18 protein-coding genes are annotated in these 22,395 nt (G+C 75.8%); 8 read left to right on the top strand and 10 right to left on the bottom strand.

What is annotated here, in order from left to right; all coding sequences use genetic code 11:
- Positions 1–12: 12 nt before the first annotated feature.
- From tilS to dacB, 3 genes are all read right to left on the bottom strand, one after another.
- The gene (gene tilS, locus OG994_RS26725; RefSeq protein ID WP_328851364.1) at positions 13–1,008 is read right to left on the bottom strand and encodes a tRNA lysidine(34) synthetase TilS; all 996 of its coding nucleotides are present in this window, start codon (positions 1,006–1,008) and stop codon (positions 13–15) included.
- A gap of 10 nt (positions 1,009–1,018) precedes the next feature.
- On the bottom strand, positions 1,019–2,086 hold the full coding sequence (locus OG994_RS26720; protein ID WP_120329843.1) for a zinc-dependent metalloprotease: 1,068 nt from the start codon (positions 2,084–2,086) through the stop codon (positions 1,019–1,021).
- Positions 2,087–2,151: 65 nt separating this feature from the next.
- Positions 2,152–3,831 carry a D-alanyl-D-alanine carboxypeptidase/D-alanyl-D-alanine endopeptidase gene (gene dacB / locus OG994_RS26715; protein ID WP_396845130.1) on the bottom strand — a complete coding sequence of 560 codons (1,680 nt, stop codon included), beginning with the start codon at positions 3,829–3,831 and terminating at the stop codon, positions 2,152–2,154.
- A 357-nt stretch (positions 3,832–4,188) separates the two neighbouring features.
- On the opposite strand from dacB, the gene OG994_RS26710 reads away from it, so the two are divergent.
- Positions 4,189–4,695: an inorganic diphosphatase gene (locus OG994_RS26710; protein ID WP_120329841.1), complete on the top strand. Its 507-nt coding sequence runs from the start codon at positions 4,189–4,191 to the stop codon at positions 4,693–4,695.
- Between the two features lie 27 nt (positions 4,696–4,722).
- On the opposite strand, the gene eccD is transcribed toward OG994_RS26710, so the two are convergent.
- Positions 4,723–6,120: a type VII secretion integral membrane protein EccD gene (eccD, locus tag OG994_RS26705; RefSeq protein ID WP_328851362.1), complete on the bottom strand. Its 1,398-nt coding sequence runs from the start codon at positions 6,118–6,120 to the stop codon at positions 4,723–4,725.
- 101 nt (positions 6,121–6,221) lie between these two features.
- Between eccD and eccCa the strand changes: the two genes are divergently transcribed.
- From eccCa to OG994_RS26690, 3 genes are all read left to right on the top strand, one after another.
- The gene (gene eccCa / locus OG994_RS26700) at positions 6,222–10,205 is read left to right on the top strand and encodes a type VII secretion protein EccCa (protein ID WP_328851361.1); all 3,984 of its coding nucleotides are present in this window, start codon (positions 6,222–6,224) and stop codon (positions 10,203–10,205) included.
- A 69-nt stretch (positions 10,206–10,274) separates the two neighbouring features.
- The gene (mycP, locus tag OG994_RS26695) at positions 10,275–11,606 is read left to right on the top strand and encodes a type VII secretion-associated serine protease mycosin (protein ID WP_120329838.1); all 1,332 of its coding nucleotides are present in this window, start codon (positions 10,275–10,277) and stop codon (positions 11,604–11,606) included.
- A gap of 40 nt (positions 11,607–11,646) precedes the next feature.
- Entirely contained in the window at positions 11,647–12,396 is a 750-nt protein-coding gene (locus tag OG994_RS26690; protein WP_328851360.1) for a phosphatase PAP2 family protein, read from the top strand.
- 114 nt (positions 12,397–12,510) lie between these two features.
- On the opposite strand, the gene OG994_RS26685 is transcribed toward OG994_RS26690, so the two are convergent.
- The 6 genes from OG994_RS26685 to OG994_RS26660 form a co-directional block, all read right to left on the bottom strand.
- Positions 12,511–13,689, bottom strand: coding sequence for a MarP family serine protease (locus OG994_RS26685; protein ID WP_120329836.1), 1,179 nt, complete (start codon positions 13,687–13,689; stop codon positions 12,511–12,513).
- Between the two features lie 143 nt (positions 13,690–13,832).
- Positions 13,833–14,501 carry an NUDIX hydrolase gene (locus tag OG994_RS26680; RefSeq protein WP_328853805.1) on the bottom strand — a complete coding sequence of 223 codons (669 nt, stop codon included), beginning with the start codon at positions 14,499–14,501 and terminating at the stop codon, positions 13,833–13,835.
- Between the two features lie 20 nt (positions 14,502–14,521).
- Entirely contained in the window at positions 14,522–15,172 is a 651-nt protein-coding gene (locus OG994_RS26675; protein WP_120329834.1) for a TlpA family protein disulfide reductase, read from the bottom strand.
- A complete protein-coding gene (gene nth, locus OG994_RS26670; protein ID WP_328851359.1) occupies positions 15,169–15,957 on the bottom strand; it encodes an endonuclease III in 789 nt (262 codons plus the stop codon). The genes OG994_RS26675 and nth overlap by 4 nt, the downstream gene beginning before the upstream one ends.
- A gap of 96 nt (positions 15,958–16,053) precedes the next feature.
- Positions 16,054–17,208, bottom strand: a complete 1,155-nt coding sequence (locus tag OG994_RS26665) for a CapA family protein (protein ID WP_328851358.1) — start codon at positions 17,206–17,208, stop codon at positions 16,054–16,056.
- Between the two features lie 56 nt (positions 17,209–17,264).
- Positions 17,265–17,927: an adenosylcobinamide amidohydrolase gene (locus OG994_RS26660; protein ID WP_328851357.1), complete on the bottom strand. Its 663-nt coding sequence runs from the start codon at positions 17,925–17,927 to the stop codon at positions 17,265–17,267.
- A gap of 220 nt (positions 17,928–18,147) precedes the next feature.
- On the opposite strand from OG994_RS26660, the gene OG994_RS26655 reads away from it, so the two are divergent.
- The 4 genes from OG994_RS26655 to OG994_RS26640 all read left to right on the top strand — a co-directional run bounded on the left by OG994_RS26655 (position 18,148) and on the right by OG994_RS26640 (position 22,339).
- Positions 18,148–18,825, top strand: a complete 678-nt coding sequence (locus OG994_RS26655) for a Crp/Fnr family transcriptional regulator (protein WP_088981720.1) — start codon at positions 18,148–18,150, stop codon at positions 18,823–18,825.
- 201 nt (positions 18,826–19,026) lie between these two features.
- On the top strand, positions 19,027–19,770 hold the full coding sequence (locus OG994_RS26650) for a metallophosphoesterase family protein (RefSeq protein WP_328851356.1): 744 nt from the start codon (positions 19,027–19,029) through the stop codon (positions 19,768–19,770).
- A gap of 1,106 nt (positions 19,771–20,876) precedes the next feature.
- Positions 20,877–21,482 (top strand): TetR/AcrR family transcriptional regulator, encoded by a 606-nt coding sequence (locus OG994_RS26645; protein WP_328851355.1) that lies wholly within the window; start codon positions 20,877–20,879, stop codon positions 21,480–21,482.
- Between the two features lie 35 nt (positions 21,483–21,517).
- On the top strand, positions 21,518–22,339 hold the full coding sequence (locus OG994_RS26640) for a TIGR03084 family metal-binding protein (protein WP_328851354.1): 822 nt from the start codon (positions 21,518–21,520) through the stop codon (positions 22,337–22,339).
- Positions 22,340–22,395: the final 56 nt, after the last annotated feature.

The following is a 22,395-nucleotide window of genomic DNA, read 5'->3' as shown; positions in this document are numbered from 1 at the left end:
GCCGTGCCCCGGTCACGAGGGCTCGGGCGGCGGCAGGAGGCGGTCGGCCCGGCGGCGCACCCGGAGCCCGCCGGGCAGGTACGCGGCGCCCTGGCCGCGCCAGTCGGTCACGAGCGCGTCGAGGGCGGCCACGTGCCGGTGGGACAGGGCGCTCGGCGGCGCACCCAGCTCCCGCGCCCAGGCGTGCAGCACCCGGCCACGTACGGCGGGGGCGAGGGCGGCCAGCTCGGGCACGGCGAGCCCGCCGTCGGGATGCCGGGCCGCGGCCAGCGCCGCGCCGGCAAGCTCGTCGAGAGCCGCGTTGTCCGCGGCCACCAGCCGGGCCGTACGCGCCAGCCCGTCGAGCACCCCGGGGCCGAGCGCGCGGACCAGCGCCGGCAGCGCCTCGGCGCGCACCCGGGCGCGGGCGTACGCGGGGTCGCTGTTGTGCGGGTCGACCCATGGGGTGAGGTCGAGGGCCGCGCAGGCGGCCCGGGTCTGCTCCCGGCTCACGTCCAGCAGCGGCCGCAGCAACGGCACCCCGCCCAGGTCCCGGCGGGCGGGCATCCCGGCCAGCCCCCTCGGGCCGGCGCCCCGGGCCAGCGCGAGCAGCACCGTCTCCGCCTGGTCGTCGCGGGTGTGCCCCGTGAGCAGCGCCGCCGCCCCGTGTCGCCGGGCGGTAGCCACGAGCGCCTCGTAGCGGGCCTCCCGGGCGGCCGCCTCCGGCCCGCCGGGCCGCCCGGCCACGTCGACCCGGACCGCCTCCACCGGCGCGAGCCCCCGCGCGACGGCCCACGCCGCCACCGCGGCGGCACGCTCGGCGGAGCCCTCCTGAAGACCGTGATCGACCGTCACGAGACCGGCCCGCCGACCGAGCCGGGGCGCCACGAACGCGGCGGCGTCGGCCAGGGCGAGCGAGTCGGCGCCACCGGAGCAGGCGACCAGCACCGGACCGTCAGCGGTCAGCCCGGCCAGCGCACGGCGGACCGCCACCCGGATCGCGGCCACCGGCGGGGCGAGGACGGCCACCGGCGTACGGTCAGCCGGCCGCCGGCAGCGGGCCGGCCGGCCCGTGCACCCGGGCCACCCACGCGTCCGGGTCGCCGATCTCCTCCAGCCTGGGCAGGGTCAGCGGCGAGCCGAAGATCTTGTTGAAGCCCTCCATGCCGACCCGCTCGACCACACCGTGCACGAACTTGCGGCCCTCGGCGTACTGGCGCATCTTGACGTCGATGCCGAGCAGCCGGCGGATCGCCTTCTCCAGCGGGTTGCCGGCCTCCCGGCGCCGGTTGAACGCCGCCCGGATCCGGTCGACGCTCGGGATCACCTGGGGGCCGACCCCGTCCATCACGAACTCGGCGTGCCCTTCGAGCAGCGTCATGAGCGCGGTGAGCCGGTCCAGCACGGCCCGTTGGGCCGGCGTCTGCACGAGATCCAGCACGCTCGTGCGGCTCTCCGGGTCGCGGATCGCGTCGGCGAGGGTGGCCACGCCGCGGCGCAGCCGCTCGGCCAGGTGCTCGCTGCCCGAGGAGGCGTCGACGAACGCCTGCACCTCGCCGAGGAAGTGTGCCCGCATCCACGGCACGGCCGTGAACTGGGTGCGGTGGGTCACCTCGTGCAGGCAGACCCAGAGCCGGAAGTCGCGGGGGTCCGCGCCGAGCTTCCGTTCCACCTCGACGATGTTCGGCGCCACCAGCAGCAGCTGGCCGGGGTCGCCGGAGAAGACCTCGTACTGGCCGAGCACCCGCCCGGACAGGTACGCGAGCACGGTGCCCGCCTGCACCCCGGTGAGCCGGGAGCCGATCGCCTCGGTGACCACGCCGGGCTGTTTGTCGCCAGCCAGCCGGCCGACCAGCGGCCCGATGACCTCGCGCAGGCCGTCGATGTTGGCGCCGGCCCAGTCCCGCCGGTCGACCACCCGCACCGGCGGAGGGGTCACCTGCGGGCGCAGCCCCGTGTAGTCGGCCACGTGCCCGGCCGCCTCCTCGGTCAGCCGTCGCAGGTCGCCGACCACGTCGGTGGCCTCGGCGTACGACACCCGGGGGCCCGACTTGCCCAGCGCCCCCGCGGTGGCGGCGGCCAGATCCCAGTCCACGAACTGCGCCATGCACCCACCGTACCCGCGCCGGGACACCCCGGCCCGGGCTCGCACCGGCGCCGCGGTGGCCGGGGTCAGCGGCAGCCGCAGCCGGCGAGCGTGGCCGCGATGCGGTCGAGCGCCACCCGGGCGGAGTCCAGGCCGTCGGCCGGCACCCGGTCGGTGAGCACGGCGAAGGTGAGCAGACGCCCGTCCGCGGTGGTCACCAGGCCGGCGATGGCGTGCACCCCGGTCAGCGTGCCGGTCTTGGCCCGCACCATCCCGGCACCGGCCTTCGTGCCCTCCGACCCGTACCGCTCGCCCAGCGTGCCGGACCAGCCGCCGACGGGCAGGCCACCGAAGATCGCGGCCAGTTCGGGGTGGCTGCCGTCGCCGGCCAGCGCGATGAGGTCGGTGAGCAGGGACGGGCTGATCCGGTCGGTGCGGGACAGCCCGCTGCCGTCGGCCAGCGCGAGCTCGTCGGCCGGCAGGCCCAGCTCGCCCGCCACCTCGTCCATGGCGGCGGCCGCGCCGCTGAACGAGGCCGGCTTGCCGCGGGCCAGCGCGACCTGGCGGGCCAACGCCTCGGCGATCACGTTGTCACTGTCCGTGATCATGATGTCGACCATCCGGACGAGCGGGAGGGACTCGACCTTGCCCAGCTCGCTGCCGGGGGCACCGGCCGTGGCGTCGGCCGCCGCGGGCGCCGTACCCCGGCTGACCGCGCTGGCCGGCAGGCCGAGCAGGCGGGCGAAGGCACGGCCCGCCGCGAGGTCGGGCTGGGCGACGCGCTCGGCGCCGTGGTCGCCGTTCTCGTGGTCCTTCTTCGCCTGCGGGACGTCCCGGCGCGCGCCGTCGGTCATCAGTGCGGTGATCGCGGCCCCGTACCCGCCGGTCGGGATGTCGTCGTCCCAGCCCGGCTCGTAGACCGGGCCGGAGTAGAGCGAGGAGTCGACGATCACCTTGGTCGGCGCGGTGCCGCCGAGGGCCTCCTTCACCTGCCGGGCCAGGTCGTCGAGGCGGGCGGCCCCCGGGTAGAAGCCCTTGCCGTCGACCGCGAGGGTGGGGTCGCCACCACCGACGACGACCACCTCGCCGGGGTTGGGGCCGGCGACCGCCCGGGTGGGGATGCGGTACGCGGGCCCCCGTGCGGCCAGCACGGTGACCCCGGTGACCAGCTTGGTGACCGAGGCGGGCACCGTCGGATCGTCCGCGCCGCGGGCGAAGAGCGACTGCCCGGTGGCCACGTCCGCCACGGAGACGTTCACCCGGTCGCCGAGGGCGGCCGCCCGCACCAGCGGGTCGAGCGCGGCGCGCACCCCGTCGGGGGTGGGCACGGGCGCGTTCGGATCCGGTTCGCCGAGCACGGCCGACGGCGAGGGCTCCGTCGTGCCGGCGGCCGTTCCCGCCGGCTCGGCCTTCTCGCCGAGCCAGCCGGCGACCGGGCCCGGGCGCACCACGGCCACGCCGGCCCCGGCCAGCACGAGCAGCAACACGAGGGCGAGCACGAGCGGCAGCCTCCGGCGGCGCGGCGCCGGTGCGGCCGGGGCGGCGGCGCCGGGCGGGCCGCCCACCGGCCCACCGGGCTGCCCGGACGGAGGGGGCCCGGGCGGGCCGACCGGCGCGGACCCGGACGCCGGGGCGCCGGCGCCCGCCGGGGCGTACCCGCGGGCGGCGGGCTCCCGACGGGGACCGGCCGGGGCGGGGCTCGTGGGGATGCCGGATGTCGGGGCCGGCCCGTCGGGATGCGCCGGAGGGAAGCTCGGCGGGGTCATCGGCCGGTCGGGCCCCAGCGCGGGGAAGCGACGCGGGTCGGAGGGGGGCTGCCAGGCCGGCGGAGCAGGGTCGGGAGCCGGGCCGGGGCTGCGGGGCGTCTGCGCTCCGGGTACGGGAACGCGACCCGTGGCACCACCCGAACCAGATCGTCCGGTACCACGTCCAGACCCTTCCTCCGGGCGGTAATGTGAATCTTCCCTCCCCACGGCCCCCTCCTCCCCGTGCGGAAATTGGCTTGGGTGACACTACTTCGGTCCGAACACTATGCGGCGGCCGAGGCCGGCGGGTGGGTTTCACCTGTCCGGGGGGTGCCGGCGATTCCGTTGGCCAGCGTGGGCAAACGAGGGAGCGTGCACATGGATTTCGACGTCACGGTTGAGATCCCGAAGGGTCACCGCAACAAGTACGAGGTCGACCACAAGACCGGCCGCATCCGGCTGGACCGCACCCTCTTCACGTCCACCCAGTATCCGGCGGACTACGGCTTCATCGAGGGCACCCTGGGCGAGGACGGCGACCCACTGGACGCGCTCGTGCTCGTGCCCGAGCCGACGTTCCCCGGCTGCCTCATCCGGTGCCGCACGATCGGCATGTTCCGGATGACGGACGAGAAGGGCGGGGACGACAAGGTGCTCTGCGTCCCCTACGAGGACCCGCGCCAGGAGCACCTGCGCGACATCCACCACCTCGGCGAGTTCGACCGGCTGGAGATACAGCACTTCTTCGAGGTGTACAAGGACCTGGAGCCCGGCAAGTCGGTCGAGGGCGCCACCTGGGTGGGGCGGACCGAGGCCGAGGCGGAGATCCGCGCCTCCTTCCAGCGCGCCCGGGAGGCCGAGGAGCGCGGCGAGGACATTCACTGACCGTACGACCCGGGGGCCCGGGGGCGCTCAGGCGAGCAGCCCCCGGGCCCTTTCGTACAGGTCGAGCACCGCGCAGGCGACCGGCACCACGGCCACCACGAGCGCCGTGTCGGCCAGGTCGGCCACGCGGCCGACGTACGGGGAGACCGGCCGACGGGCGTACGCGGTGCCGGCGGCGACGGCCAGCAGGGCGGACGCCACCCCGGCAGCGGCGAGCCCGAGCCGGCCGGCGGTCCCCGCGGCGCCGGCGAGCACGACGCCGAGCACCCCGAGCCCGGTGAGACCGGCGACCACCGGCGGCACCCGGTGCCGGACCGCGACGAAGAGCCGGGAGCGCAGCAGCAGCACGCCCGCGGTGACCCCGACCAGCGCCGCACCCGCGACCCCGCCGGTCGCGCCCAGCACCACGGCCGCGGCGGCGGCCAGCACGGCGTGCCCGAGCAACATGCCGGTGAGCATCTCCTCGGTCCGCGCCACCGCCGCGTGGACGCGGCCCCGGTCCGGCAGGTCACGGGCCGGCGCGCCACCGTCGGCCGGCGCCGGCAGGCTGATCGGCGGCAGCGGCAGCTTGCCGAGCCGGATCGCCAGCAGCGGGATCACCCCGATGGCGAAGACCAGCACGCAGAGCAGCACGGCCGCCGCACCGGCGGGCCCGAGCGCCAGCCCGCCCAGCGCGGCCGGCGCACCCACCAGCCCCACCGTGGCGCCGGCCACGAAGACGCGCAGCCGACTCGCCACCCCGAACACGCCGAGCACCGACGCGAGGAGCAGGGCCACGGCGCCGGCGAGCGCCTCGGGCGCACCCACCCAGCGCAGCGGCCCGAACGGCCCGACGGGCTCGCCCGAGCCGACGGCGAGCGCGCCGGCCGCCGCCGCGTACGGCAGGGCGTAGCCGCCGAGCGTCGCGGCCGTCACGCCGTCGCCGTGGGCGCGGGAGGCGACGGTGCCCGTGAGGACGAGCAGCAGCGCCACCACGGCCGCGACCCACCAGGCCCCCCGCTGCTGCGGCCCACCTCCGAGCAGGGCGAGCAGCCCCACAGCCAGCGGCACGGCCGCGCCGGCCAGGACGGCGCCCCGGGTGGCGGCCGGCGACCAGGCGCCGCCCCGGCGCCGCGCGCCGTCGGCGATCGCCTCGACGACGTCGTCGTACTCCGGTTCCGGCCAGTGGGCGTCTCCCGGCACCAGGTGCAACACCTCGCCGTCGCGGACGCCCTGCGGCAGCAGCGCCTGGGCCGTCGACAGGACCGCCCCGTCGGTACGCCGCAGCACCCACCCGCCGTGGCGTTCGCCGTCGTCGGCGAGGCCCTCGCCGGCGTGGCGCAGCACGTCGGGCAGGAGGTCGGCGAGGGGCACCTGCTCCGGCAGGGCGACGTCGAGGCGGCGCTGCGGCGTGCTGATCGTGACGCGGGCCAGCCCGGTCGGCATCGGTTTGTCTCCATATCGAGCGGGATCGGTGGCTGCGCGGACGACAGGACTTTACCTACGATGAGCCAGCTTCGGGTTACCGAGCGTTCTGGGGAGGGTCCGTGGGCACCGTCGTCATCACGCGCCCGCCGCGGCGGCCGGCGCCGGAGATCCCCGTGGGCGAGCTGACCGTGGAGGCTCCGCCGGAGATCCCCACGGTCACCGGCGGCCGGTGGCAGCAGCTGCTCATGGTGCTGCCCATGCTGGGCGGCACCGTCGCGATGGCGATGATGTTCGGCCGCGGGGGCGGCGCCTACGCGTACGTGGTGGGCGGGATGTTCGGGCTCTCCTCGCTGGCGATGCTCGTGACATCGTGGGGCAGCGCCGCCGGCAGCCCGCGGAAGTCGGAGATGATGGCCGCCCGGCGGGAGTACCTGCGCCACCTGACGGCCCTGCGGCGCCGGGTCCGGCAGACCGCCGGGCGGCAGCGCGCCGGGCTGTACTACCGGCACCCCGACCCGGGCCGGCTCTGGTCGACGGCCGTGAGCCACCGGGTGTGGGAGCGCCGTCCCGGTGACCCCGACTTCGCGGTCGTCCGGGTCGGTGTGGGGCCGCAGACCCTCGCCACGCCGCTGGTCCCACCGGTGACCCGGCCGCTGGAGGAGTTGGAGCCGATGACGGCCGGCGCGCTCCGCCGGTTCCTGGACGCCTGGTCCGTGGTGCCCGACCTGCCGGTGGCGCTCTCGCTGCGCAGCTTCGCGCGCGTCTACGTCCGGGACGCCACCGGCGCTTCCCCGGCCGGCGGGACCGCCCCGGCCGAGGACGGCGGCCCGGCGCGCGGCGCGTCGGCACGGGCGATGGTCCGGGCGGTCCTCACCCAGCTGGCGGTCTTCCACGCCCCGGACGAACTGCTGCTCGCGGTCTGCGCCGGTCCGGAGCGGCGCGCGGCCTGGGAGTGGGTCAAGTGGCTGCCGCACGCCCACCACCCGACCCGCACCGACGCGCTCGGCCCGGTCCGGCTCGTCACCAGCTCCGCTGCCGAGCTGGAACGGCTGCTCGACGACGTGCTGGGCAACCGGTCCCGGTTCAGCCCGGCCGGCCCGGCGACCGACGGGCCGCACGTCGTGGTGGTGCTCGACGGAGGCGACCTCACGGGTGCCACCGAGCTGACCGCCGACGGGGGCATCGACGCGGTGACGGTGCTCGACCTGGACACCCCGCCGCCCCGGCTGCTCGACCGGCACGCGCTCCTGCTCGACCTGCGAGCCGGGCGGCTGCACTCGTACTCGGCCGACGGGCACGCCGAGGTCGGCACGCCGGACCGACTCGACCCGGCCGACGCGGAGGCGGTCGCCCGGCGGCTCGCGCCGTTGCGCCTCGCCGGCGCCGCCCGCGGTGCGGACGCACCCCCGCACGCCGAGCCCGGCCTGCCCGAGCTGCTCGGCCTCGGCGACGACCCGCGGGCCTTCACGGTCGAGCAGGGGTGGACGCCCCGCTCGCCGCGGGACCGGCTGCGGGTGCCGATCGGGGTCGGCGCGGACGGCGGCGCCGTCGAGCTGGACCTGAAGGAGTCCGCACAGGACGGCATGGGCCCGCACGGACTGCTGATCGGCGCGACCGGCTCCGGCAAGTCCGAGCTGCTGCGCACCCTGGTCCTGGGGCTGGCCGCCACGCACAGCTCGGAGCAGCTCAACTTCGTCCTGATCGACTTCAAGGGCGGCGCGACCTTCGCCTCGTTCGACCGCCTGCCGCACACGGCGGCGGTCATCACCAACCTGGCGGACGCGCTGCCGCTGGTCGACCGGATGGTCGACGCGATCAACGGGGAGCTGGTGCGCCGGCAGGAACTGCTGCGCCGCGCCGGCAACTTCGCGAGCGTACGGGACTACGAACGCGCCCGCGCCGCCGGCAACCCGCTCGCCCCGCTGCCGTCACTGCTGCTGATCTGCGACGAGTTCTCCGAACTCCTCTCCGCCAAGCCCGACTTCATCGACCTGTTCGTGCAGATCGGCCGGCTGGGCCGGTCGCTCGGCGTGCACCTGCTGCTCGCCTCGCAGCGGCTGGAGGAGGGGCGGCTGCGCGGCCTCGACACGCACCTGTCGTACCGGATCGGGTTGCGCACGTTCTCGGCGCTGGAGTCGCGGACGGTGCTCGGTGTTCCCGACGCGCACGAGCTGCCCCGCACCCCCGGGCACGGGTACCTGCGCTCCGGCACCGAGCCGCTGGTCCGCTTCAAGGCGGCGTACGTCTCGGGGCCGCTGCCCCGGCGCGGCCCGGCGGCGGGCCCCGACGCGGGCGGCCCACCACGCCTGCTGACGTTCACCACCCACCTGGTGCCGGCGCCCGAACCGGCCGCCGCACCGGAGCCGGCGCCCGCCGAGGAGGGCCGGGAGAGCCTGCTCGACCTGCTGGTGGACCGGCTGGCCGGGCAGGGGCCGCCGGCGCACCAGGTCTGGCTGCCCCCGCTCGACCAGCCACCGGCGCTGGACGACCTGCTCGGCCCCGTCGAGGTCGACCCGGCGCGCGGCCTCACGGCCGGCAACCCGGAGTTGCACGGCGCGCTCGGCGTCCCGGTCGCGATCGTCGACAAGCCGTTCGAGCAGCGCCGTGACCTGCTCTGGCTCACGCTGGACGGCGCGGCCGGGCACGTCGCGGTGGTCGGCGGCCCGCAGAGCGGCAAGTCCACCCTGCTGCGCGCGCTGATCTGCGCGCTGGCGCTCACCCACACCCCCGCCGAGGTGCAGGTGTACTGCCTCGACTTCGGCGGCGGCGGGCTCGCCGCGCTGCGCGACCTCCCGCACGTGGGCGGCGTGACCGGCCGGTCCGATCCCACGGCGGTCCGGCGCACGATCGGCGAGGTCGCCACCCTGCTCGCCGATCGGGAACGGCGTTTCGCGGAGCTGGGCGTCGAGTCGATGGCGGCGTACCGGCGGCGGCGCGCGGCCCGCACCGGCCAGCCCGCCGCCGACCCGTTCGGCGACGTGTTCCTCGTGGTGGACGGGTGGAGCACGCTGCGCGCCGAGTACGACGACCTGGAGCCCCTCGTCACCGACCTGGCGACCCGTGGGCTCTCCTACGGCGTGCACGTGGTGTCCACCGCGCTGCGCTGGCTGGACTTCCGCCCCGCCGTCCGGGATCTCTTCGGCTCCCGCCTCGAACTGCGCCTCGGCGACCCGAATGACTCACTGGTGGCCCGCCGCGCCGCCGTGAACGTGCCGGAGAAGGTCCCCGGCCGGGGCGTCACCGCCGAGAGCCTGCACTTCCTCACCGCCCTGCCCCGGCTCGCCGGCACGGACACGGTCGACCTCGTGAAACGGATCGCCGGGGCGTGGAGCGGCCCGCCGGCGCCCCGCGTACGGCTGCTCCCGCCGGTGCTCCCCTACGCGGACCTGGACCTCACGGCGAGCACCGGGCTGCGGCTGCCCGTCGGGATCGCGGAGGCCGACCTGCGGCCGGTGGTGCTCGACTTCGCCACCGAACCGCACTTCGTCGTCTTCGGCGACGCCGAGTGCGGCAAGTCCTCGTTCCTGCGCGCGCTGGCGGCCACCATCACCGCGCGGTTCACCCCGGAACAGGCCCGGGTGATCCTCGTGGACTACCGGCGGAGCCTGCTCGGCGCCATCGCCACGCCGCACCTCATCGGCTACGGCACCGCCGCCGCGCACACGACGGACCTGATCGAGTCGGCGGCCGGCTACCTCGCCCGCCGGATCGCGGGCCCGGAGGTCACACCGCAGCAGTTGCGCGACCGTTCCTGGTGGTCGGGGCCGGAGCTGTTCGTGCTGGTCGACGACTACGACCTGGTGGCGACCGGGCCGGCCAACCCGCTGCGCGCCCTCGAGGAGTACCTGCCCCAGGCCCGCGACGTCGGCCTGCACCTGGTGCTCGCCCGCCGGTCCGGTGGTGCCGGGCGGGCCCAGTACGAGCCGATCGCGCAGCGACTGCGGGAACTGTCCACGTCGGGCCTCGTGATGGCCGGCAACCCGGAGGAGGGCGCGCTCGTGGGGCCGGTCCGTCCCGGACCGCTGCCACCGGGCCGCGGCCGGCTCGTGACCCGCCGGGAGGGCGTACGCCTCGTGCAGCTCGCCCATCTGCCGGCACCGTGAGTCCCCGGAACGTCCCTGGATCGGGGCGGGAACCGGTAATCTCCGATCGTCGTGGTTCTGGTGGGATGAATGGCTGAGGATGTGACTGGGGTTCGGCACAGCGGCCCGGCCGCGGCCCGACGGATCGCCGGCCGGGCGCTGCTCGGCGTCACGGCGGCCGTCGTCGCGGTCGCCGGCTCCGCGGTGCCCGCCGACGCCGCGCCCGTCCCCGACCGCCCGATCGCCGGCACGCCGGTCGCGTTCGCACCGGCCGACGACGCCGACCGGCCCGACCAGGCCCGCGACGAGCAGTGGCAACTCGAGGAGCTCAACGCCGAGGCGGCGTGGCGGCTCTCGACGGGCCGCGGCGTCACCGTGGCCGTCATCGACTCCGGAGTGGACGGCACCCACCCGGACCTGGTCGGGCAGGTGCTGCCCGGCTACGACCTGGTCACCCCCGGCGGCGGCCCGGAGGCCGATCCGGTCGGCCACGGCACCACGGTGGCCGGGCTGATCGCGGGGCGCAACGACGACAAGCAGGGGGTGGTCGGCCTCGCGCCGGACGCCCGGATCCTGCCGGTCCGCGTCCTCGACGACGAGAACCGCTACGACGACGCGCTCATCGTGGCCCGCGGCGTGCGGTGGGCGGTGGACAACGGGGCGCGGGTGATCAACCTGTCGCTCGGCGGCAGCGGCGACAGCCCGGCGCTCGCCGCCGCCCTCGACTACGCCTTCGCCCGGGACGTCGTCGTCGTCGCGTGCACCGGCAACGTCGCCAGTTCGACCACCTCGGCGGTGTGGTACCCGGCGAGGGAGCCCGGCGTCATCGCGGTGGCCGGGCTGGAACGCAACAGCGAGAACCTCTGGTCCGGGTCGATCACCGGTCGGGCCACGGTGCTCACCGCGCCCGCCACCGGTCTCGTGGGCGCCCGACCGGACGGCTACTGGCGGGTCCAGGGCACGAGCTTCGCCGCGCCCCTGGTGGCCGCCACGGCCGCGCTGGTCCGCTCCCGTTACCCGAAGATGTCGGCCGGCGAGGTGGTGAACCGGCTGATCTCCACGGCCCGCGACATCGGGCCGACCGGCCGGGACGACCGCTTCGGCTACGGGCTGGTGGACCCGGTGGCCGCGCTCACGGCCGACGTGCCGCCGGTGACCAGCAACCCGCTCGACGACAACACCTCTCCCGGGGTCGTCGGCTTCGGGCCGGCGCCGGGCCTCGACCAGGACAACCCGGTGACCGGCGTCGGCGACCCGCTCGGCTTCACCGCGCCCCAGCACCAGACCCGGTGGAACGCCCGGCCGGCCGGCGCACAGGACGACACGGCACCCGAACGCCTCTGGACGGGCGCCGCGCTCTTCGTGGCGCTGGTCACCGGGGCGGCGCTCATGGTCCGCCGGCTCCGCCAGCAGAGCCGCTGACCGCGGCTGACGACGCGGCCCGCCGGGTAGAACGGATCCCATGAGTACGCGCGGTCCGCACATGACGGCCCGCCGGCCCCCACCGTCCTGGGGTCGCCGGCGACTCGACCCGGAGCACTCGCTGGGTCTGCGCCTGACCCTCGCCACGGTGGCCGCGTTCGTCGTGCTGGTGCCGTTCGCCGCGCTGGCCGCGCTCGTACTCGGCGACTGGCCACCGCTGCACCGGCTGGACACGGCGGTGACCGACGCGCTGCACACCTACGCCCTGGCCCACCCCGGATGGGTCCGGCTGATGAGCATCTGGACCGACGTCTTCGCGCCGATGCCGCTGCGCGCCGCCGCGCTGCTGCTGGCGGTCTGGCTGGTCCGCCGGGGCGCCCGCCGCCTGGCGCTCTGGGTGGCGGTGACCATGCTGGTCGGCGGGGTGCTCGGTCCGCTGCTGAAGCTGCTCGTGGGCCGGGACCGGCCGGACCTGCTCGACCCGGTGGCGCGGGCCACCGGGTACGCCTTCCCGTCCGGGCACGCGCTCAACGCCGCGCTGGCCGCCGGGGTGCTGCTCGTGGTGTTCCTGCCGTACGCCCGACGCCCGGCGCAGCGGGTGACGCTCTGGCTGGTGGCCCTGCTGGTCGCCGTGCTCACCGGCGTGAGCCGGATCGCCCTGGGGGTCCACTGGACCAGCGACGTGGTGGGTGGCTGGCTGCTCGGCGCGGCCGTCGTGGCGGCGACCTCGGCCGCCTTCACCGTCTGGCGCCACGCGCCGGGTGCCGCCGCGCGCTCGACACGGCCGTGAGCCGGCGTACGGCGGGAGGACCGACTCGACGCCGGCGGGCCGCGGCGCCCGAGGACCGCTCGACGCGGACCTGAGCCGGTGGGCGGCGGCGTCGGTCACCCGAGCGGGGCGCGGTCAGGTGCACTCGCCGGTGCCGACCCCCTGGGTACGCTCCGCGCCGGCCAGCGCCACCGGCCGCGCCTCCGCGGAGGTCACGGCGAACCCCGTGTTCGGGTCGTCCGCCGCCGCCGCGAAGATCACCCCGAGCACGAGCCCGTTGGCCGAGACCAGGGGACCACCCGAGTTGCCGCTGCGGACCAACGCCCGGATCGTGTAGATCTCCCGGGTCACGTCGCCGGAGGAGTAGATGTCCGGCCCGGTGATCCGGTCGACGTCACGGATCCGGGCGGACTGTGCGTCGTACGGCCCGTCGAGCGGGAAGCCCAGCACGATGGCGTCCGCGCCGGTGCCCGCGTTGCCCGCGGCGAACCGCATGGACGGCCCGGGCAGCCCGGGCACGTAGAGCACGGCCAGGTCGCGGTCCGGGTCGTAGACGACGACGTCACCGTCGTACCGGTCGCCGTTCAGCTCGACGGCCACCGAGCGGGTGCCGGCGACCACGTGTGCGTTGGTCATCACCCGGTCGTCGGCGTACACGAAGCCGGAGCCCTCGATCCTGCGGGAGCAGCTCGGGGCGGAGCCGAGGACCTTCACCACCGACCGCTGCCCGTTGGCCACCACCTGTGAACCGGCGAGCGCCGGGTCGGGCGGGGACACCTGCCGGGCCCGGGTGGGCGCGAGGTCGCCGAAGACGTCCGGGAAGCCGTTCGTGTCGACCGTGTCCCGCAGCGCGGTGGAGAGCCGCTGTGCCTGGTCGGGCAGCACCCGGTCGACCACGGTGAGCAGGGCGCTGTTGCGCACCGACGCGGCCAGCCAGGGCAGCGACGACGAGCCCAGCGGCACGGCGACCAGCCAGGCGACGAGGAGCACGGCGAACAGCGAGACGAACGCCCCGCCCACGTCGTCGATCTTGCGGAAGACCTGGCCGGTGATGGCGGCGCGCAGGTTCGACCCGAGCCAGCCGGCGAGCGCCTGCCCGGCCACGGCCAGGCCGAAGACGGCCACCAGCGAGATGAGGACCCGGGTGCCGCTGTCCACGAACTGGCGGGCCAGCATCGGCCCGGCCTGGAGACCGATCAGCGCGCCGAGGAAGAACCCGGTGAACGACAGGGCCCCGATGACGAAGCCCTGCCGGTATCCGCTGATCGCGAACACGAGCATGAGCAGCAGCAGGACGAGATCCACGGCGGACACGGGTCAAGCCTACGGGCCCCGCGCCCGCCGGATGACCATCGCTTGCGGAAGGTGACCGAGCGGGCGCACGGCTCGGATGACCTCCGGGCGCCGACGGCGGTGACGCGGGCCGGACGATCACGCCGGACGCCTGCGCGGCGGCGCTAGTGCACCCGCGTCTCATCCACCTCGTCGGTGCCCGCCGAGGGCGCCGGCGTCGCGCCGACCGGCGGCAGGTCGACCAGGCGACCGGGTGACCAGGGGCGGGCCCAGCCCCCCATCTCGAGGAGGGCGTCCAGCACCCCGGCCGTGAAGCCCCAGACCAGCATGCCGCGTACGGAGAAGGCCGGGCCGATCCAGCCGCTCGGGTGGCGTACGCGCACCCGGTTGGCCGGGTCGACCAGCTCGGCGATGGGCAGCCGCGCCACGTGGGCCACCTCGGCCGGCTCACAGGGGTGTACCGGGTGGGGCGCGTGCCACCACGCGAGCACCGGCGTCACCACGAAGTCGCTCACCGGGATCCACAGTTTCGGCAGCTCGGCGAGGACGGTGACGCTGGACGGGTCGAGGCCGACCTCCTCGTTCGCCTCGCGCAGGGCCGTCGCCGGGGCGTCCGCGTCCTCCGGGTCGGCCGCGCCGCCGGGGAAGGCCGGCTGGCCGGCGTGCTGCCGCAGGGTGGCCGCCCGTTGCAGGATCAGCACGTCGGGGCCGGTGCCGGGCTGCTCGCCGAGGAGCACCAGGACGGCGCTCTCCCGGCCGCCGCTCTCCGGCGTGGCCAGCCGGGTGAAGTCCTCGGCCCGGGCGGTGCCGAGCCGGGCGAGCAGCGGGCCCATCCACTCGGGAGGCGTTGCGGTCACGCCGGCACCGCCACCCCGAGGTGCTCGCGGACCAACTCGTGCAGCCGAGCGTCGTCCAGCGCGCCGGAGGCGTCGATGTGCCGGACCCGTCCCTGCCCGTCGACGAAGAGGGTGAGCGGGAAGGCGTTGCGGTTCAGCGCCCGTTGCAGCGCCTGGCCCTGGTCGAACAGGACCGGGAAGCGGACGCCGAGGTCCTCACCGATGGACTGGGCCGCACCGCGGCTGTCCTGGCTGTTCACCCCGATCACGTGGAGCCGGTCGCCGGCCCGCTGGCTGAGCCGCTGGAAGGCGGGCAGCTCCTTGCGGCAGGGCGGGCACCAGGACGCCCAGACGTTGACGACGGCCGGGCCGCGTACGTCCCGCAACGCGACCGGCGCGCCGCCGGTGAAGCAGGTGAGGGAGAGCTCGGGCAGCCGGTCCCCCGGCGTGGCGCCCTGGTCGCCGCTCGGGGTCGCCGCGGACCCGCCCGGCGTGGCGGCGGCCGAGGGCGCGGTGGTCAGCGTCGCGCAGTCGGCGAACGGTGACGGCCGCTCGGCCCGGGTCGGGGCGGGGACACCCGCGGCGGTCTCGTCGGCACCCGTGGTCGTGCAGCCGGCCGCGGCGGCGAGCAGCAGCGGCAGGAACAGGAGGGCGGCGCGACGGTTCACGGCACCTCCGCGGCGACCGCCTGGGCGGGCACCAGCGCGGGGTCGATCCCGGCGGCCACCGCCAGATCGCGGGCCCGGGGCCCCTTGAGCAGCTTGGCGGCGAGCGCCGGGTCGGTCGGGCCGGTGCCGTAGGACGGGCAGAGCCTGGCCAGCGTGCACGCGCCGCAGGCCGGCTTGCGGGCGTGGCAGACCCGCCGGCCGTGGAAGATCACCCGGTGCGAGAGCATCGTCCAGTCGCGCTTCTCGTACAGCGCGCCGATCGCGTGCTCGATCTTGACGGGGTCGGTCTCGGTGGTCAGCCGCCAGCGGTGCACGAGGCGCTGGAAGTGGGTGTCGACGGTGATGCCGGGCACGTCGAACGCGTTGCCGAGGATGACGTTGGCGGTCTTGCGGCCGATCCCGGGAAGTGTCACCAGGTCGGCCAGCTTGCCGGGCACCTGCCCGTCGTACCGCTCGACGAGTGCCTGCCCCAGCTTGATCAGCGAGTCGGTCTTGTTCCGGTAGAAGCCGGTCGGCCGGATCATCTCCTCCAGCTCGCCGCGGTCGGCCCCCGCGTAGTCGGCCGCGGTCGGGTACCGCGCGAACAGCTTCGGCGTGACCTCGTTGACCTTCTTGTCGGTGCACTGGGCCGACAGGATCGTGGCGACGGCCAACTCCAGGGCGTTGGAGTGGTTCAGCTCACAGTGCGCGTCGGGGTGGGTCTCGGTCAACACCCGGCCGATGCGCCGGGCGCGACGCTTGCGCCCGAGGTCGGTCTCGGTGGCGCCGGGGGGAGAACTGGTCACGCCGGCCAGCCTACGTCGCGGCGCCGACTCTTCCGGCGGCCCACGCCTGCCCGCACCGGGCGACCGCGACGCCGGCACCCGATCGGGTCCGCCGTGTCAGGCGGGCGGGCGGATCCGGCCGTCCTCGTCGAACCGGGCCCCGGTCTTCGGGAAGTCGCTGCGGGTGAGCTGCCGCACCAGGCCCAGGCCCCGGTCGCCCCGGTCCAGGGTCGGCTTGCCGGCCCCGTTCATGTACGTGGAGGTGAACGAGCCGCCCACGAAGGTGCCGTCGGGGCGCAGCGACACCTTCAGCACCCCGCCCCAGCCGAGCCGGCCGGTGTTGCTCAGCGAGTTGCCGCCGCCGGCGAAGTTCCCCAGGCTGTACGCGATGAGCCGGCCCTTGTAGAACTCCATCCCGCGCAGCACGTGCGGGCCGTGCCCGACGATGAGGTCGGCCCCGGCGTCGATCATGGCCTTCGAGAACCGGACCGGATCGCCCCGGTTCTCGCCCAGGAACATCTCGGTGCCCGGCCGGACCCGCGTCTTGTCGGCGCCCTCGGCGCCCATGTGCACCTGCACGACGACCAGGTCGGCCATGGTGGCCGCCTTGGCGACGACCTCCTTCGCGGCCGCGATGTCGACGAGGCTGTTGGACCAGACGTACGACGAGAAGCCCGCCACCGCGACCTTGACGCCCTTGACCTCCACCACGGTGATCTGGTCCGGCGCGCCGGTGTGCGCCAGGTCGTACTTCTCCAGGGCCCGCTGGGTGTTCTGGTAGCCCTTGGGGCCGTAGTCGTATCCGTGGTTGTTCGCCTGGTTGAGCAGGTCGAACCCGGCGTCCCGCAGGTGCGCCGCGTACTCCGGCGGGGCCCGGAACTGGAAGCAGCGGGTGGAGTTGGCCCCGCACTTGCCGGTGCCGGTGTCCACGGTCAGGGGCTCCTCCAGGTTGCCCATCACCAGGTCGGCCGCGAGCGCCTTCTTCACCGAGTCGAAGAAGCCCTTGCCCCCGTTGGCGGGCAGCCGGTTCGGCGCGTTGCCCATGATGATGTCGCCGGTCGCGGAGAGCGAGATGGCCTCCTCGTCCGCCTCCGGGGAACCGCTCGCCGACGGCCCGCCGGTGACCGGCGCGCCCGTGGCGCCCCCACCCGCTCCGGCCTGCCAGACCGGCCCGGCGCCGGCCTCGGCGCAACCGGCCACGAGCACGGCGAGCAGCGCGCCGAGCACGAGGGCGAGGCGGCGACGGGACGAGGTGGGTGCGGCAGCGTACATCGCTGGCGACCCTACCGGGCCGGTTTCCCGCAGAGCAGGGCCGATCGGCCGGAAGTTCAGCCGTTCAGCCGGTCCGACCACGGCACCACGGGCCGGGCCCCGCCGGCCAGCACGGCGGCGTGCACGGCCCGGGCCAGGGGCGCGCCCCAGGTCGAGCGCGGGCCCCCGTAGGCGGACTCCGGGCCGTCGACCGGGCAGCAGACGGTCACCGCGTCGGTCGGGGTGCCGGTGGCCGCCAGCCCCAGGTCGGTGATCGCCTGCGCCTTCGCCTCGGTGGCGGTGGCCACCGCGTTGACCAGCGCCGCGTCGCTGAGCCGCGCCGGCACGTACACCACGATGTTCACCGTGCCGACCCGCTCGGCGAGCGTCGCGGGAGCCGGTTCGGCGGCTCGTACCGGGTTGCCGAGCCCGACGGTCGCGTAGGCCCACACCCCCGCGTCCGCGCGGGCGACCACCTCGGCGACGTCGACCCCGGTCAGCAGGCCGACGCCGGGCCCGTCGAGGTCGAGGCCGCGGGCGAGCGCGGCCAGGTGGTCGGCGGGGTCGTCCCGGTCGTACGACATGGGCACTGTCGCGTTGACGACCCAGTGGCGTACGCCGATGCCGCCGCCGAACGGCGCGGAGCTCACGGCCCGCAGCGGGGCGGTGGCCCGCCACACCAGGACGGGGACGTCGAGACCGTCCTCCCGGCGGGTGGTCAGCAGCGGGTCGCTCAGCACGCCGGTGACCCTACGGTGCGGCCGGCCGGGGTGCCGCCACCGGCCCACGGAGGCACGATTTTACTGGTCACACCGAACCTGGGCGGTACGCCCAACGATCAAGTTTCCAGGGGTGCACCTCTGATTCCCGCTCACGTGCGCCTAGACTTGGCGGCGCGCGAGGGGACCAGCGGACGGCGGACCCGGCCGAGGGACGGCAACGCGCAACCGGAGGTGCGCGATGGACGAGGTACTGGCCCGCAGCGGGATCTTCCAGGGTGTCGACCCGGAGGCTGCCGAGGCGCTCGCCAAGGAGATGGAGACGCTCGAGGTCCGGAAGGGCGAGGTCGTCTTCAACGAGGGCGAGCCCGGCGACAGTCTTTACATCCTGCTGTCCGGCAAGATCAAGGTCGGCCGCCGGGCGGCGGACGGCCGGCAGAACCTGATCGCGGTGATGGGCCCGTCGGACATGGTCGGCGAGCTGTCACTCTTCGACCCCGGCCCCCGGACGGCGACGGCCACGGCGGTGACCGACACCCGTCTGGTCCGGCTGCGCAAGCAGGCGCTGCGGCCGTGGCTGAACAACCGGCCGGAGATCGCCGAGCAGTTGCTGCGGGTGCTGGCCCGCCGGCTGCGCCGGACCAACGACTCGCTGGCCGACCTGATCTTCACGGACGTCCCGGGCCGCGTGGCGAAGAACCTGCTCCAGATGGCCGGCCGCTTCGGCACCCGCGACGGCGGCGTCCTGCGGGTCACCCACGACCTCACCCAGGAGGAGATCGCCCAGCTCGTCGGCGCCTCCCGGGAGACGGTCAACAAGGCGCTGGCGGACTTCGCCTCGCGTGGCTGGCTGCGGCTGGACGGCAAGAGCATCATCATCCTCGACCCGGAGCGCCTCGCCCGCCGCGCCCGCGTCTGACGCGTAGGGGCCCCGCCCCCCGCCTCGCCGAGCAACCCGGCCCGGACCGCACCGTCGGCCCGGGCCGGTTTCGGGTGCCGGTCGGGGCGGTTGTCGGGTGCTGGCCCGGGGGCCGGTGCGGGCTGGTCGCCGTCCTCCGGGTCGTCTGCCCGGGGCAGAATTCCTGGACCGTGGGCGCGGCCGGCCGGCAGGCTGGGGCCCGTGCTGAACCGTGTCGCCGTACTCTCCGACATCCACGGGGTGCTGCCCGCGCTGGAGGCCGTGCTTTCCGAGCCGGACGTGGCCACCGCGGACCTGATCGTGCTCACCGGCGACATCGCGGCCGGGCCGCAGCCGGTCGAGGTGCTCGACCGGCTCGCCCGGCTCGGCGACCGGGTCTGCTGGGTGGGCGGCAACGCGGACCGGGAGCTGGTCGAGGCACGGGCGGGGCGCACCCTTCCCATCGAGGTCTCGACCTGGGCCGCCGGCCAGCTCCGCGCCGACCAGGTCGAACGGCTGGCGGCGCTGCCGCTCACCGTGACGCTGGAGATCCGCGGTCTCGGCCGGGTGCTCTTCTGTCACGCCACGCCCCGGGGCGACGAGGAGGTCGTGCTGGTCGACACCCGGATGGCCCGGTGGGCGGAGGTCCTCGCCGGCGTCCCGGCAGAGGTACGCACGGTGGTCTGCGGCCACACCCACATGCCGTTCACGCGGCTGGTCGACCGGCGCCTGGTGGTCAACGCGGGCAGCGTGGGCATGCCGTACGGCGGGCCGGGGGCGTACTGGGCACTGCTGGGGCCGGGCGTGCAGCTGCGGCGCACGGACTTCGACGTGGACGCCGCGTGCGCCCAGGTCGCCGCCGAGTCGACCTTCCCCGGCGCCGCCGAGTTCGCCGACGAGTACCTGCGGTCCCGGCACAGCGACGCGGACGCGCTGGCCGTGTTCGCGCCCCGCGACGGTCGCTGAACCGGCTCCCGGCTCCCGGCTCCCGGCTCCCGGCTCCCGGCTCCCGGCTCCGCAAACGCGCCGAGTGCCAGCCCAGTTCCATGAGCACCAGGCCCCACCAGGCCAGGCCCCAGCCGAGGGCGCCGGCCCGCCCTGCTATGCCGGGTCCCGCTAGGGCGGCCTTCCGACGATGCTGAGTCGCTCACGACATCAGCTTCAAAGCGGTCGAGCAGATGGGCCGGAGCGCCATCGCCTCCAACCGGGCGCGCCGGCCTGGGCATATGCGTGTCCTGTCGAGCTGCCCCAGATATGGGGCAGGCGTTCGGTCGACCTACCCGCGGCTGCCCCGTCGGCCAGCCGGCGGTCACCCCCACTCGGCGGTCGGTCACCAGGCGGTCGGCCAGCCGGCAGTCGCCACCCGGCGGTCGGCGAGCCGGCAGTCGCCACCCGGCGGTCGGCCAGCCGGCGTCGCCACCCGGCGGTCATCCCCCACCCGGCAGTCGCCACCCGGCAGTCGCTACCCGGCGGTCGGCCAGCCGGCGACCGGCGGTCGGCATTGACGGCTGGGGATCGACGGTCTGCACGGCGGTCGGGGATCGACAGTCTGCATGGCGGTCGGGGATCGACAGTCTGCATGGCGGTCGGGGATCGACGGTCTGCATGGCGGTCGGGGATCGACAGTCCGTGCGGTTGTAGGGGCGCGACTGCCGCACGCCGCCATCGGGTGTCTCAGATATGGGGCAGCTCGACAGCGATCCGGCAGGCACTGCTGCCGAGGCAAGCACTACAGCCGAGGCAGGCACCACGCCCGAGGCTCGCGCTGCGGCCGACTCAGGCACCAAGGCTGAGGTAGGCACTACGGCCCCGGCGGGCACCACAGCCGAGGCTCCCGCTGGCAGCGAGGCAGGCACCACGGCCCAGGCTCGCACCACGGCCCAGGCTCGCACCACGGCCCAGGCTCGCACCACGGCCCAGGCTCGCACCACGGCCCAGGCTCGCACCGCGGCCCGGGCGGGCACCGAGGTCCCGGCGGGCAGCACGGCCCGGCCTGGTGGCGGAGGACCGGGCGGGCACCACCAGAAAAAGTCAGGCTTGACTGTTTGTTTTGGGGCCGGCACGCTGTCCCCGTGGCCGCCGCATCGACCCGCGTCCCTCGACAGGAGCGCAGCCGGGCGACCCAGGCACGGCTGCTGGAGGCGACCGTCGAGTGCCTGGTCGAGCACGGCTGGGCCGGCACCACGACCACCCTCGTCGCTGCCCGGGCCGGGGTGTCGCGCGGCGCCCAGCTGCACCACTACCCGACCAAGGCGGCCCTGGTCACCGCGGCCGTCGACCACCTCGCCGAACGCCGGGCGGCCGAGCTGCGCACGGAGGCGGAGGCCCTGCCGGCGGGCCCGCAGCGGCTCGACCGGGTGGTCGACCTGCTGGCCGCGGCGTTCACCGGCCCGCTCTTCGTCGCGGCGCTCGAACTCTGGGTCGCCGCCCGGACCGACCCGGAGCTGCGCCGGGCCCTCGTGCCGCTGGAGGCCCGGGTGGGCCGGGAGATGCACCGGCTCACCGTGGCGCTGCTCGGCGTGGACGAGCGGCGCCCCGGCGTCCGGGAGGCGGTCCAGGCCACGCTCGACCTGCTCCGCGGCCTGGGGGTGGCGAACCTGCTCACCGACGACTCGGCCCGCCGTACCGCCCTGCTGAACACCTGGAAGCGCCAGCTCTCCACGCTCCTCACGCCCTGACCGGCCCCACCGGGCACGACCAGACCGGAGGCACCATGGTCGACCTGACGGACCTGCTCGCCGACCTGGCCGACGAATCCGAAGCGCTGGAGGCGCTGGTCCGCCCCCTGCCGCCGGCCGACTGGGACCGACCCACCCCGGCGCCGGGCTGGACGATCGCCCACCAGATCGCGCACCTCGCCTGGACCGACCACGTGGCCCTGCTGGCCGCCACCGACGCCGACGCCTTCTTCGCCACGGTCACCTCCGCCCCCGACCCGGCCCGCATGGTCGACCACGGCGCCGAGGAGTTCCTCGCCCCGCCGGCCGCGCTCCTCGACCGCTGGCGCGCCGGGCGCGCCTCGCTCGCCGCGGCCCTCGCCGCCGTACCGCCCGGCGAGAAGCTGCCCTGGTACGGCACCCGGATGTCGCCCGCCTCGATGGCCACCGCCCGGATCATGGAGACCTGGGCGCACGGCGAGGACGTGGCCGACGCGCTCGGCGTACGCCGGCCCGACACCGAGCGGCTCCGGCACGTCGCCCACCTCGGTGTGCGTACCCTCGGCCACAGCTTCGCCGCCCACGGCCGTGCCGTGCCGACGGCGCCGGTGCGGGTGGACCTGACCGGGCCCGGCGGGGACACCTGGAGCTGGGGCCCGGCGGACGCCGTCGACCGGGTCACCGGACCGGCGCGGGACTTCTGCCTGCTGGTCACCCAGCGCCGGCACCGCGCCGACCTGGCACTGGCGGCCACCGGGCCGGTGGCCGACGAGTGGATGGACGTGGCACAGGCCTTCGCCGGCCCACCCGGCGCCGGCCGCCCGTCGCGAACGGGCGGCCCCGCCGACGCGCCGGACAGCTCGGGAGTTCCCGCGTGATCCGCGTCGGCAACGCCTCCGGCTTCTACGGCGACCGGTTCACCGCCTGGCGGGAG

Source organism: Micromonospora globbae (assembly GCF_036184225.1).
GTDB classification, from domain to species: domain Bacteria; phylum Actinomycetota; class Actinomycetes; order Mycobacteriales; family Micromonosporaceae; genus Micromonospora; species Micromonospora globbae.
Note: the sequence above shows the minus strand (reverse complement) of the source record. Positions and strands in the feature narration are given on the sequence as shown.

Excerpts from the sequence above, each read along its gene's own strand:
- OG994_RS26720 (WP_120329843.1), bottom strand. The coding sequence starts at position 2,086 with ATGGCGCAGTTCGTGGACTGGGATCTGGCCGCCGCCACCGCGGGGGCG.
- dacB (WP_396845130.1), bottom strand. The coding sequence starts at position 3,831 with ATGACCCCGCCGAGCTTCCCTCCGGCGCATCCCGACGGGCCGGCCCCG.
- OG994_RS26710 (WP_120329841.1), top strand. The coding sequence starts at position 4,189 with ATGGATTTCGACGTCACGGTTGAGATCCCGAAGGGTCACCGCAACAAG.
- eccD (WP_328851362.1), bottom strand. The coding sequence starts at position 6,120 with ATGCCGACCGGGCTGGCCCGCGTCACGATCAGCACGCCGCAGCGCCGC.
- mycP (WP_120329838.1), top strand. The coding sequence starts at position 10,275 with ATGGCTGAGGATGTGACTGGGGTTCGGCACAGCGGCCCGGCCGCGGCC.
- OG994_RS26690 (WP_328851360.1), top strand. The coding sequence starts at position 11,647 with ATGAGTACGCGCGGTCCGCACATGACGGCCCGCCGGCCCCCACCGTCC.
- OG994_RS26680 (WP_328853805.1), bottom strand. The coding sequence starts at position 14,501 with ATGGGCCCGCTGCTCGCCCGGCTCGGCACCGCCCGGGCCGAGGACTTC.
- OG994_RS26665 (WP_328851358.1), bottom strand. The coding sequence starts at position 17,208 with ATGTACGCTGCCGCACCCACCTCGTCCCGTCGCCGCCTCGCCCTCGTG.
- OG994_RS26655 (WP_088981720.1), top strand. The coding sequence starts at position 18,148 with ATGGACGAGGTACTGGCCCGCAGCGGGATCTTCCAGGGTGTCGACCCG.
- OG994_RS26640 (WP_328851354.1), top strand. The coding sequence starts at position 21,518 with ATGGTCGACCTGACGGACCTGCTCGCCGACCTGGCCGACGAATCCGAA.